This window comes from Roseivivax jejudonensis, assembly GCF_900172265.1.
Lineage (GTDB): Bacteria > Pseudomonadota > Alphaproteobacteria > Rhodobacterales > Rhodobacteraceae > Roseivivax > Roseivivax jejudonensis.
The window spans coordinates 51,579-63,622 of sequence record NZ_FWFK01000009.1 but is presented as its reverse complement, the minus strand read 5'-3'; the positions used below and the strand labels follow the sequence as shown (position 1 = coordinate 63,622).

12 protein-coding genes are annotated in these 12,044 nt (G+C 68.5%); 7 read left to right on the top strand and 5 right to left on the bottom strand.

Features of this window, described 5'->3' with window-relative positions; all coding sequences use genetic code 11:
• Positions 1 to 3 precede the first annotated feature (3 nt).
• From ROJ8625_RS19570 to ROJ8625_RS19560, 3 genes are read right to left on the bottom strand one after another with little or no spacing between them, the layout of a single operon-like run.
• A complete protein-coding gene (locus ROJ8625_RS19570; RefSeq protein WP_085793620.1) occupies positions 4 to 1,326 on the bottom strand; it encodes an MATE family efflux transporter in 1,323 nt (440 codons plus the stop codon).
• 1 nt (position 1,327) lies between these two features.
• Positions 1,328 to 1,837: a PaaI family thioesterase gene (locus tag ROJ8625_RS19565; RefSeq protein WP_085793619.1), complete on the bottom strand. Its 510-nt coding sequence runs from the start codon at positions 1,835 to 1,837 to the stop codon at positions 1,328 to 1,330.
• The gene (locus ROJ8625_RS19560; RefSeq protein ID WP_085793618.1) at positions 1,834 to 2,259 is read right to left on the bottom strand and encodes a PaaI family thioesterase; all 426 of its coding nucleotides are present in this window, start codon (positions 2,257 to 2,259) and stop codon (positions 1,834 to 1,836) included. Before ROJ8625_RS19560 ends, ROJ8625_RS19565 begins: the two co-directional genes overlap by 4 nt.
• Positions 2,260 to 2,438: 179 nt before the next feature.
• Here ROJ8625_RS19560 and ROJ8625_RS19555 point away from each other — a divergent pair, with 179 nt between their 5' ends.
• From ROJ8625_RS19555 to ROJ8625_RS19525, 7 genes are all read left to right on the top strand, one after another.
• Positions 2,439 to 2,810, top strand: a complete 372-nt coding sequence (locus tag ROJ8625_RS19555) for a MerR family transcriptional regulator (protein ID WP_085793617.1) — start codon at positions 2,439 to 2,441, stop codon at positions 2,808 to 2,810.
• Positions 2,811 to 3,078: 268 nt separating this feature from the next.
• Entirely contained in the window at positions 3,079 to 3,483 is a 405-nt protein-coding gene (locus ROJ8625_RS19550) for a MerR family transcriptional regulator (RefSeq protein WP_085793616.1), read from the top strand.
• Positions 3,484 to 3,508: 25 nt separating this feature from the next.
• Entirely contained in the window at positions 3,509 to 5,290 is a 1,782-nt protein-coding gene (locus ROJ8625_RS19545; RefSeq protein WP_085793615.1) for an acyl-CoA dehydrogenase C-terminal domain-containing protein, read from the top strand.
• Positions 5,291 to 5,348: 58 nt separating this feature from the next.
• The gene (locus ROJ8625_RS19540) at positions 5,349 to 5,561 is read left to right on the top strand and encodes a hypothetical protein (RefSeq protein ID WP_085793614.1); all 213 of its coding nucleotides are present in this window, start codon (positions 5,349 to 5,351) and stop codon (positions 5,559 to 5,561) included.
• A gap of 397 nt (positions 5,562 to 5,958) precedes the next feature.
• Positions 5,959 to 6,615, top strand: a complete 657-nt coding sequence (locus tag ROJ8625_RS19535; RefSeq protein ID WP_085793613.1) for a glutathione S-transferase family protein — start codon at positions 5,959 to 5,961, stop codon at positions 6,613 to 6,615.
• Positions 6,612 to 7,823 (top strand): acetyl-CoA C-acetyltransferase, encoded by a 1,212-nt coding sequence (locus ROJ8625_RS19530; protein ID WP_085793612.1) that lies wholly within the window; start codon positions 6,612 to 6,614, stop codon positions 7,821 to 7,823. The genes ROJ8625_RS19535 and ROJ8625_RS19530 overlap by 4 nt, the downstream gene beginning before the upstream one ends.
• 23 nt (positions 7,824 to 7,846) lie before the next feature.
• On the top strand, positions 7,847 to 10,048 hold the full coding sequence (locus tag ROJ8625_RS19525; RefSeq protein WP_085793611.1) for a 3-hydroxyacyl-CoA dehydrogenase NAD-binding domain-containing protein: 2,202 nt from the start codon (positions 7,847 to 7,849) through the stop codon (positions 10,046 to 10,048).
• An 80-nt stretch (positions 10,049 to 10,128) separates the two neighbouring features.
• Here the strand turns inward: ROJ8625_RS19525 and xseA are convergent, their stop codons facing one another.
• Together xseA and ROJ8625_RS19515 are read right to left on the bottom strand one after the other, a co-directional pair.
• On the bottom strand, positions 10,129 to 11,679 hold the full coding sequence (gene xseA / locus ROJ8625_RS19520; protein WP_085793610.1) for an exodeoxyribonuclease VII large subunit: 1,551 nt from the start codon (positions 11,677 to 11,679) through the stop codon (positions 10,129 to 10,131).
• A gap of 61 nt (positions 11,680 to 11,740) precedes the next feature.
• The gene (locus ROJ8625_RS19515; RefSeq protein WP_085793609.1) at positions 11,741 to 11,974 is read right to left on the bottom strand and encodes a hypothetical protein; all 234 of its coding nucleotides are present in this window, start codon (positions 11,972 to 11,974) and stop codon (positions 11,741 to 11,743) included.
• Positions 11,975 to 12,044: the final 70 nt, after the last annotated feature.

The following is a 12,044-nucleotide window of genomic DNA, read 5'->3' as shown; positions in this document are numbered from 1 at the left end:
CGCTCAGGCCGCTGCGCGCTCTAGCGCCGGGTAGCGTGCCCAGAGCGTCAGTGCGCGAAGGACGAACGACGCGTGCATCGCCGCCCAGAGCCCGTGCATGCCGAAGGCCGGGACCAGCACGAGGAGCGCCGCGTAGTAGCCGGCCGCCGACAGGATCATCATGTTGCGCATGTCGGCTGTCCGCGTCGCGCCGATGAAGACACCGTCGAGCATCCAAGCGGCGAGGCCCATCACCGGCACCGCCACGATCCACGGCAGGTAGACGCGTCCTTCTGCCTGCACCTCGGGCACGTCCGCCATGACATCGATCAGCCACGGCCCGATGGCCCAGAAGCTCGCGGACAAAAGACCGCAGAGCACGAGCCCCCAGAGAGACGACAACAGCGCCGCGCGTCGGACCGTGGCAACCGCCCGCGCGCCAAGCGCCTGCCCCACCATCGCCTCGGCCGCGAAGGCGAAACCGTCGAGGCCGTGCGCGGTGATCTGCAGGAACTGCACGAGCACTTGCGTCGCGGCGAGCGTCACGTCGCCGAAATCCGACGCGATGAGAATAAAGGACAGGAAGATCGACTGCAGCAGCAGCGACCGGACCAGGATGTCGGAGTTGACCTTCGCCATCCGGACCAGCTTTGCGCGGTCGAGCACGCGAGCGCGGTCGCGCCATCCGGGCGCGCGGAACGCCGCGCGGCAGAGCCAGAGCCCCATCGCCAGCCCCGACCACTCGGCCAGGAATGTCGCGAACGCCACGCCGTCGACGCCCCACCCGAGCCCGAGCACGAACCACAGATCGAGGATCACGTTCACCCCGTTCATCCAGACCTGCAGCACCAGGACGGCCGCGGTGCGCTCGCGCGCGATGAGCCAGCCGATGATCCCGTAAATCGCGATGGCCGCAGGCGCCGACCAGATCCGGATTCCCATGTAGCTGCGCGCCAGCGCCTCCACCTCCGCCGACGCCGGCGAGATCAGGAACGCCCCGGCGAAGAGCAGCGGCTGCACGACGATCACCGCCGCGCCGCCGCCCAGCCCGATGATCAGGACCCGTGTCAGGATCGCCGCGACCTCGGCGCGGTTGCCCTCGCCCTCGGCCTGCGCCGCGAGGCCCGTGGTCCCCATCCGAAGGAAGCCGAACACCCAGTAGATCGCCGAGAGGATTACCGCGCCGACGCCCACCGCGCCGATCGGGGCGGCCTGTCCCATCTGTCCGACGACCGCCGTGTCGACCGCGCCGAGGATCGGGATCGTCGCGTTCGACAGCACGATCGGCAGCGCGATCCGCAGGACGCGCGCATGGGTCACATCGCGCGGCGCCGCGATGTCGGTCATCTCAGTCCTCGCGCCGCGGCATCAGGAAATGCGCCATCGCCTCGGCCATCGGCCGGTCGCGGTTGTCCTGCCACGCCTCGGCCTGCACGCTGGCGTAGCGCCGGCCCGAGCGGGTGATCCGCGCGCGTGCATAAGCGTCGCGCGGCAGGCCCGAGCGAAGGTAGTCGATCGTGAAATCGATGGTCTTGGGCAGACGCGGCAGATGCCCGGCCTCCAGCGCCTCCACCTCGATCCGGCCGGATTCGACGTCCTCCCACAGCCACAGGTAGCTCAGCGAGATGACCGCCGTGACCTCGAGGAACGCCGCGGTGACGCCGCCGTGGATCGCCGGCAGGAACGGATTGCCGATCAGTTCGTCGCGGAACGGCAGCACGGCGGTCAGCTCGTCGCCGCGGCGGTCGAAGTGGATCCCGAGAAACTGGATGTAGGGCACGCCGCCCGCCAGCGCAGTGAGCGCGGCGTCCCGGCGCTGCTTGACCACCTGGACGGGTTCGGGACGGGGCCGGCTCACGACGTGCGCTCCACGGTGAAGGCGCCGGTCGCCGCCGCGACGGGACGCGCGGTGTCCTCGTCGGTCGCGGTCGCGCGGACGAAGGCGACCGCGCGGGTGATGTGATAGCAGGTGGCTTCCGCGACGATGGTCTGCCCGGGCTGCGCCGCGCGCATGTAGTCGATCCTGAGATCGATCGTCGCCGTGCCGGCCGGCGCCTCCGGATGGCTCATCACCGCGGCACCGCCGGCGGTGTCCATCAGCGCCGAGACCGCCCCGCCGTGGATCACGCCGGTCTGCGGATCGCCCACGAGCCGCGCGTCGTAGGGCATCTCGATCCGCGCGAAGCCGTCGCCGATCTCGGTGATCGTCATGCCCAGCGCCTGCGCATGCGGGATCGTCTCGATGAACTGGCGCGCGATCCGCGCCTTGTCGGCGGTCATGGGGATTGGGCTCCTGCGGTCAACGCCGCCTTTATGCGCCCGTGGTGCGGCCGGCTTCAACCCGTCGCGCACGGACCGGGCCCGCGCACCGCGACAGGGGCGAAGTCGACCGCGCCGCGGCGGTTGCCCTCGGTGGTGGCGGCGCCTACCTTTGCCCCAGCCGCAACCCGGGACCTGCGATGACCGACACCCGCCTCAGCTTCAAGGAGATGTGCGCGAAGTTCGACGTGACCCCGCGCACGTTGCGGTACTACGAGTATATCGAGCTGCTGCAGCCCGAACGTCAGGGCCGCGCGCGCTATTATGGCCCGCGCGAGATCGCGCGCATGACGCTCATCATGCGCGGCCGCCGTTTCGGCTTCCAGCTCGAGGACATCCGCCAGTGGCTGCTGATCTACGAGAAGGAAGGCACCGAGGCGCAGATGCGGGAATGGATCAAGCTCGCCGACCGCCAGATGTCCGAACTCGAGGACCAGCGCCGCCAGCTCGACGCCGCCATGGACGAGCTGAAGGCCCTGCGCGACGAGACCGCCGCCTCCCTCTCGGGCTGAGCCCCGCACGTGCCGAGGCGTCGCGGCCCGACCGCGCTGAGTCTCGCGATCCGGTCCCTTTGGCACCTTTCTTGCGCAGCGCGGCGTCGGCCGCGACCGCCGGACGGGCGCAAGGAAGTTGCCCTGCGACCGGCGTGACCGATGCTGATCTTACGTCAAGCGCGAAGTGACGTGACGTTGAACTTACGTCAACCTCGAACCCCGTTGTAAGACGCCGCGGAACCTCGCACATCCGCCGGATGACACCAGCGAGAGTCTCAGGAAAAGTATGACCGACGACACCACCATGACCATCCGCGAGATGTGCGACGCTTTCGAGGTGACGCCGCGGACGCTGCGCTTCTATGAATCTAAGGAGCTGATCTTTCCGGTCCGCCAGGGCCAGAAACGCCTCTTCACGAAGCGCGACCGCGCGCGGCTCAAGCTGATCCTGCGCGGCAAGCGCTTCGGCTTCAGCCTCGAGGAAATCCGCCAGCTGCTCGACCTCTACCACATGGGCGATGCACAGGCGACGCAGCTGTCCAAGACCTACGAGGTCGCCGAGGCGCGTCTTGCGGAACTGAAATCGCAGCGCGCCGATCTCGATACCGCGATCGCCGAGCTCGAGGAGCAGATGCGCTGGGGCGAGAAGATGCTGTCTTCGCTGAACCAGCCGAAAAAGGCCGCCGAGTAAGTTTCCAGACGGGAGGAGCCCCGACATGCCGATCTATCACGCGCCGACCAAGGACATGGGCTTCGTGCTGCACGAGGTTCTCAAGATTCACGAGCAGGACATCCCCGGCTACGACGATCTCGACGCCGACACCACCGCCGCGATCCTCGAGGAAGCGGGCAAGCTGTCCGAGAACGTGCTCGCCCCGCTCAATCCCGTCGGCGACCGCCAGGGCTGCACGCTCGAGAATGGCGTGGTGCGCACCCCCGAGGGCTTCAAGGATGCCTACGAGCAGATGCGCGCCGGCGGCTGGATGGGGCTCGACGCCGATCCCGAATACGGCGGCCAGGGCATGCCCTACGTGCTGAACTGCGCGGTGGGCGAGATGTTCGTGTCCTCCAATATGGCCTTCAACATGTACCAGGGCCTGACCCACGGCGCCTACTCGGCAATTCATGCCCACGGCTCGGCGCAGCAGAAACAGACCTACCTGCCGAACATGATCGACGGCATCTGGTCGGGCACGATGAACCTGACGGAGCCCCATTGCGGCACCGATCTCGGCCTGATCCGAACCAAGGCGGAACCGCAGGACGACGGCTCCTACGCGATCACCGGCTCCAAGATCTGGATTTCCGCCGGTGAACACGACCTGTCCGAGAACATCATCCACCTCGTGCTCGCCAAGGTGCCGGGCGGCCCCGACGGCGTGAAGGGCATCTCGCTCTTCATCGTGCCGAAGTTCCTCGTGAACGAGGACGGCAGCCTCGGCGACCGCAACGCGGTCAGCTGCGGCGGCCTCGAGGAGAAGATGGGCATCCACGGCAACGCCACCTGCGTGATGAACTACGACGGCGCACGTGGCTTCCTCGTGGGCGAGTTGCACAAGGGCATGCGCGCCATGTTCACCATGATGAACGAGGCGCGGCTCGGCGTCGGCCTGCAAGGCTACGCCCAGGGTGCGGTGGCCTACCAGAACGCGCTCGCCTTCGCGCAGGACCGCCTGCAGGGGCGAGATGTCACCGGCACGAAGAATCCCGACGGCCCGGCCGACCCGATCATCGTGCATCCCGACGTGCGCCGGAACCTGATGGCCCAGAAAAGCTTCGTCGAGGGCGCGCGCGCCTTCGTCTTCTGGGGCGCGCAGATGATCGACCGCGCGCATCGCAACGAAGACGCGGATGCCGAGGGGCTGATCTCGCTCCTGACGCCGGTCATCAAGGGCTTCCTGACCGACAAGGGCTTCGAGACGACGGTGCTGGCGCAACAGACGCTGGGCGGCTCGGGCTTCACCCGCGAATGGGGCCTCGAACAGTTCGTCCGCGACGCGCGCATCACCATGATCTACGAAGGCACCAACGGCGTGCAGGCGCTCGACCTCGTGGGCAGAAAACTCGCGCAGGACGGCGGCAAGCACGTCATGGCGTTCTTCGACATGATCAAGGCCGAGATCGCGGCGATGAAGGGCCGGGACGAGTCGATCGACCGGGACTTCCTCGAGCCGCTCAAGGCGGCCTCGAAGGATCTCCAGACGGCCGGTATGTACTTCATGCAGAACGGCATGAAGAACCCCAACGCGGCGCTGTCGGGGTCCTATGACTTCATGCATCTCTTCGGGCATGTCTGCCTCGGGCTGATGTGGACGAAGATGGCCGTCTCCGCGCGCGCCGCGCTCGATGCAGGCGCCTCGGACAAGGACTTCTACGCCGCGAAGCTCGCCACCGGCCGCTACTACATGGCGCGCCAGCTGCCCGCGACCGGCATGCATCTCAAGCGCATCGAGAGCGGCGCAGCGCCGGTGATGGAACTGGACGCGGCGCACTTCTGATCCGACGGTGAGCCGGGCGGCGCACCGCCGCCCGGTCCCGTCCCCGAAGGAGAGCCCGATGCCCAAGCGTTTCCGCCTCACCCGCCGCTTCCCGGTCGCCATGACCGAGGACGGCTACCGGCGCCTCAAGCGCTTCGCCGCCGAGGCCGGCCTCGACGAGGGCGAGGCGCTGTCCTTCCTGTTCGAGCATTTCGACAGCGTGACCGACGACGAGGCGCTGGGCCATCGGCTGCGCCTGTTCAATGCGGAACTCGATGCCCGGAAACGGTGACAGAGGAATGGAGGAGTCTGTCGATTATGTCGATCCGCGACAGCGGCACCCCGGAGCATTCCACTCCCTCGTCGTGCTTTCCGCAGGCGTTCGGATGCCTTCGGCGAGAGTATTTTCGCCAAGAAGAAGACGGACCGTACATCGAACCCTGGTCTGACAGCGCGGGCAGCAGCCGGTCCACCTCGCCGACGGGCCCGACCGCGAGGCGGAATGCAGGCCGGCCGGCGAGGCTTCTCCTTGGGCGGTCATCGGCTCTCCAGCCTGTACCGCGGCGCCAGACTGGCCTGATTTGGGTTAACGGGCGCCTAAGCTCGACGCGCCGCGGCTTCTTCTTGGCGAAAATACTCCAGCCGGAGGCTCCCGTCGCCACCGCCCCGCGCCACGGAAAGGATGTCGCATGACGATCCGACTGCATTGCTTCGGTGAATCCGGACACTCCTACAAGGCGGCGCTCGCGCTTTCGATGCAGGGGGTCGACTGGACGCCGGAGTTCATCGACTTTTTCAACGGCGAAACCCGGAGCGATGCGTACCGCCGGGACGTCAACGCAATGGGCGAAGCGCCCGTGCTCGTGGACGGCGACACGCACCTCACGCAATCGGCGGTGATCCAGGCCTATCTCAGCGATCGGACCGGGCGGTTCGGCGGCGCGTCGCTCGAGGAGGCGCGCGAGATCCTGCGCTGGCAATTCTGGGACAATCACAAGCTGAGCTCCCAGGCCGGGATGCTGCGTTTCCTGATGAATTTCCTGCCCGAGGAGAAGCGCCCGACGGCGGTGATCGACTTCACCGCGAACCGGCTGCGCAGCGCCTATGCCGTGCTCGACGCGCATCTCGACGGACGCGACTGGATCGTCGGCGACGCGCTCACCAACGCCGATCTGACCTGCTGCGGCTATCTCTATTATCCAGAACCGTTCGGTTTCGTCCGGGCGGACTGGCCCCATATCGACGCCTGGCTGGCGCGGCTGTCCGAACAGCCCGGCTGGGCGCATCCCTACGATCTCATGCCGCGGGCCTTCCCGCCGAACGCACCGACCAAGGAGGCAACATGACCGACGCCTATATCTACGACGCGATCCGCACGCCGCGCGGCAAGGGCCGCAAGGACGGCGCGCTGCACGAGGTGACCGCCGCGCGGCTCTCGGCGCAGGTGCTCGACGGCCTCGCCACGCGCAACCATCTCGACGGCTACGACGTCGAGGACGTGATCTGGGGCAACGCCACGCAGGTCGGCGAACAGGGCGGCTGCCTCGCGCGGACGGCCGTTCTCGCCTCGATGCTGGACGAGCGCATTCCCGGGCTTTCGATCAACCGCTTCTGCGCCTCCGGCATGGAGGCGGTGAACCTCGCCGCCAACCAGGTGCGCGGCGGGGCGGGCGCGGCCTACATCGCCGGCGGCGTCGAGATGATGGGCCGCGTCGCCATGGGCTCGGACGGTGCCGCGATCGCAGTCGATCCCTCGATCGCGATGGACAGCTATTTCGTGCCGCAGGGCATTTCGGCGGACATCATCGCGACCGAGTACGGCATCAGCCGCGACGACGCCGACGCCTTCGCCGTCGAAAGCCAGAAGCGCGCCGCGCAGGCCTGGGAGGAGGGCCGGTTCGAGAAATCGATCCACACCGTGCGCGACGTGAACGGCCTGCCGATTCTCGAGCGGGACGAGTACATGCGCCCAGGCACCGACATGCAGTCCCTGGGCGGGCTCAACCCGTCCTTCAAGGACATGGGCGAGACCATGCCCGGCTTCGACAAGGTGGCGATCCTCAAGTACCCGCACCTGGCGAAGATCAATCACATCCATCATGCCGGCAACTCGTCGGGCATCGTCGATGGCGCCGCAGGCGTGCTGGTGGCCTCGAAGGAATGGGGCGAGGCGCACGGGCTGACGCCACGCGCCCGGATCAAGGCGACGGCGAAGATCGGCACAGATCCGACGATCATGCTGACCGGCCCCGTGCCGGCGACCGAGAAGATCCTGCGCGAGAGCGGCATGTCGATCTCCGACATCGACCTCTTCGAGGTGAACGAGGCGTTTTCGTCGGTCGTTCTGCGCTTCATGCAGGCCTTCGACGTCGATCACGGCAAGCTCAACGTGAACGGCGGCGCCATCGCCATGGGCCACCCGCTCGGCGCGTCGGGGGCGATCATCATCGGCACGCTGCTGGACGAGATGGAGCGCAGTGACCGGGAAACCGGCCTCGCCACGCTCTGCGTCGCGTCCGGCATGGGCGCCGCGACCATCATCGAGCGCGTGTGAGCGCGCGGAGGGAGACCGAGATTATGACCGATTTCACCATGGACAAGGGCGCTGACGGCGTCGCGGTGATCACCTGGGACTGCCCCGGAAAATCGATGAACGTGCTGTCGATGGACGCCGGACAGCACCTCGATGGCCTGATCGACGACGCGCTCGGGGACGAGAGCGTCAAGGGCATCGTCATCACCTCCGGCAAGGACAGCTTCGCCGCCGGCATGGACCTCAACGCCATTGCCGCGATGAAGGACGCCGCCGGCGACGCGCCTGCGCGGGGTCTTTTCGACGGCGTGATGGGCCTGCACCACGTGCTGCGGAAGATCGAACTCGCGGGGATGGATCCCAAGACCCAGAAGGGCGGCAAGCCGATCGCGGCCGCTCTGCCCGGCACCGCGCTCGGCATCGGGCTCGAACTGCCGCTGGCGTGCCACCGTATCTTCGTGACGCCGGATCCGAAGGCCAAGATCGGCCTGCCGGAAATCATGGTCGGCATCTTCCCCGGCGGCGGCGGCACGACGCGCCTCGTACGCAAGATGGGGGCGATGGCGGCCTCGCCGTTCCTGCTCGAAGGCAAGCTCAGCGATCCGATCAAGGCGCAGAAGGCCGGCCTCGTCGACGAGGTCGTCGCCGACCCGCTCGCCGCGGCGAAGGAATGGGTGCTGAGCGCCAACGACGCCGACATCGTCAAGCCGTGGGATCAGAAGGGCTACAAGATGCCCGGCGGCGCGCCGTATCACCCGGCGGGCTTCATGACCTTCGTCGGCGCCTCGGCGATGGTGCACGGCAAGACCCAGGGCGTCTACCCGGCGGCCAAGGCGCTTCTGTCCGCGGTCTACGAGGGCGCGCTCGTGCCGTTCGACACCGCGCTCAAGATCGAGGCGCGCTGGTTCACGCACGTGCTGATGAACCCGTCCTCGGGTGCGATGATCCGCTCCCTCTTCATCAACAAGGGCGCGCTCGAGAAGGGCGCGAACCGCCCGGACGTGGCCGACGAGACGGTCAAGCGCGTGGGCGTGCTCGGCGCCGGCATGATGGGCGCGGGCATCGCCCTCGTCTCGGCCCAGGCGGGAATCGAGGTCGTCCTGCTCGACCGTGACATGGCGGCAGCGGAGAAGGGCAAGGCCTATTCCGCGTCATACATGGACGAGGGCATCAAGAAGAAGAAGGCGACCGAAGAGAAGAAGGCGCAGGTTCTGGGGCTCATCACCCCGACCGAATCCGTCGATGACCTGAAGGGCTGCGACCTCATCGTCGAGGCCGTCTTCGAGGATCCGAAGGTCAAGGCCGACATGACCGAGCGCGTCGAGGCGGTGCTGGGCGAGGATGCGATCTTCGCCACCAACACCTCGACCCTGCCGATCAGCGACCTCGCGAAAGCGTCCAAGCGGCCTGAGCAATTCATCGGCATCCACTTCTTCTCGCCCGTCGAGAAGATGATGCTGGTCGAGATCATCAAGGGGCGCGAGACGGGCGACCGCGCGGTGGCCAAGGCGCTCGACTTCGTGCGCCAGATCCGCAAGACGCCGATCGTCGTCAACGACGCGCGCTTCTTCTACGCCAATCGCTGCATCATCCCCTACATCAACGAGGGGATCCGGATGCTCGGCGAGGGCGTGAACCCGGTGCTGATCGAGAACGCGGCCAAGCAGGTCGGCATGCCGCTGGGACCGCTGCAGCTCGTGGACGAGACCTCGATCGACCTCGGCGCGAAGATCGCCCGCGCGACCAAGGCGGCGATGGGCGACGCCTATCCCGACGAGGCGGTCGACGAGATCGTCTTCTGGATGGAGAGCGAGGGCCGGCTCGGCCGCAAGGCCAATGCTGGCTTCTACGCCTATGACGAGAAGGGCAAGCGGCAGGGTCTCTGGGAGGGCCTCGACGCGCGTTTCCCGCGCGCGGAGACGCAGCCCGACCTGATCGAGGTGCAGCATCGTCTCCTGTTCGCGCAGGCGCTGGAGGCCGTGCGGGCGCTCGAGGAGAACGTGCTTCTCGACATCCGCGAGGGCGACGTGGGCGCGATCCTCGGCTGGGGCTTCGCGCCGTGGTCGGGCGGACCGATCTCCTGGCTCGACATCATCGGCGCGCCGTTCGCGGCCGAGACCTGCGACCGGCTGAGCGAGAGGTTCGGCGCCCGGTTCGAGTGCCCGGCGCTCTTGCGCGAAATGGCCGAGAAGAACCAGACCTTCTACGGGCGGTTCGGCCCGGAGACGCAGGTCGAGGCGGCCTGACCCGGCGGGATCCGTGGGGGCTCTGCCCCCACACCCCCGGGAGTACTTGGACCAAGAAGAAGGACCGGAGTGCGGACCGGTCAGAAGAGGGAGCCCTGCTCGGGGGCTCCCTTCTTGCGAGAGGGGCCGCGCGGCGCGGCGCCGCCGAGCCGCAGGCGACCGTCGTGAAACTCGATCTCGAGGCCGCTCGCGGCCTCGGCGGCCGGTTTCGTCGTGACCACGTGGCCGTCGCCGCGCACGACCGCGTAGCCGCGTCGGAGCGTTTCGCGGTACCCGAGCGTCTCGCGCAGGCGGTCGAGCGCATCAAGCCGGGTGCGGCGCGCGGCCGTCGCCTCGACGAAGGCGGCGTCGAGCCGGCGCGCGAGACCCGCGAGGCGCTCGTCGTGATGCGCGATGCGGGTGCGAAGCGGGCGCGGGTCGAGCCGGTCGGTGCGGCGGCCGAGCGCCTCGCGCCGTGCGGCGACGAGGCGGGCGAGCGCCGGCGCGATCCGGGGTGCGAGCGCGCCGAGGCCGCGCCGCGCATCGGCGGTGCGCGACCGCAGCGCCGCCGGGCGGAGCGAGCCCGCGCGTTCGGACAGCGTCACGCGCCGTGCCTGGACCGAGCGTGTGAGCGCGGCGGGCAACCGGTCGCCGGCGACGTCGAGGCGTTGCCGCGCGGCCTCGATCAATGTCTCGGGCCGGGGCAGCGCGCGCGAAAGATCGCGCAGCCGCTGGCCGCGGACCTCGAGCCGGTAGCCGGCCGCGCGGGTCATCCGCGCGCCGATATCCGACAGCGCGGCGAGGAGATCGCGCCGGACCGGCACCGCGATCTCGGCCGCCGCGGTGGGGGTCGGCGCGCGCCGGTCGGCGGCGAAATCGATCAGCGTCGTGTCGGTCTCGTGGCCCACCGCCGAGATCAGCGGGATCGCGGAGGCGGCGGCGGCGCGGACCACGGCCTCTTCGTTGAAGCCCCAGAGATCCTCGACCGAGCCGCCGCCCCGCGCGACGATCAGGACATCGGGGCGCGGCAGCGCACCGCCGGGCGTCAGGCGATTGAACCCCTCGATGGCGCGGGCGACCTCGGGTGCGCAGGCGGCGCCCTGCACCGCGACCGGCCAGATCAGCACCTTGCGCGGGAAGCGTTCGCGCAGCCGGTGCAGGATGTCGCGCATCACCGCGCCCGAGGGCGAGGTGACGACGCCGACGATCTCGGGCAGATACGGCAGTTCGCGCTTGCGCGCGGGGTCGAAGAGACCTTCGGCGGCGAGCGCGGCCCGGCGCTTTTCCAGCATCGCCATGAGCGCGCCCTGCCCCGCCGGCCGGATCTCCTCGATCACGATCTGGTACTTGGACTGGCCGGGAAAGGTGGTGAGCCGGCCGGTCGCCACGACCTCCAGCCCCTCTTCGGGCTGCGTGTCCTGGCGGGCCGCGACCCCCTTCCACATCACGCCGGAAATGACCGCACGGTCATCCTTGAGATCGAGATAGACGTGGCCCGAGCGGGGGCGCGAGACGCGCCCGACTTCGCCGCGGATCCGGACATGGCCGAACTCGCCCTCGATCACGCGCTTGACCGCGCCCGAGATCTCGGAGACCGAAAACTCGGGCGTGTTGCCGGGCGCCCCGTCGTCCGCGTCCTCGATCAGGTTCATGCTGCCTCCGCTTGCCTCGGGCGGCAGACTAGCGGCGCGGCGCGGCGGAGAAAAGCGGCGCTCAGGCGGCGGCGTCCGCGTCGCCGCGCTTGACGTAGCATTTCGGGCAGCAGAGCGCGCAGGCGTTGATCGGATCGTAGCGTCCGCGCGCCACGTCCATCGCGGCCTCGCAGCCTTCGAACGTGCCGAGTTCTTCTGTCTGCATGTCCGGAAACACCTGGCATTTGTCGCTGTGGACGAAATGCACGCCGTCGATCTCCGGCGTCCTGGTAACGAAATAGGTCTGTTCCATCATGGCCGCGCCCTCCTGTCGGTCTCCGAGGCGCAACCGGGCCGGGCTGCGCCGGTTCCGTGACACTTGTACG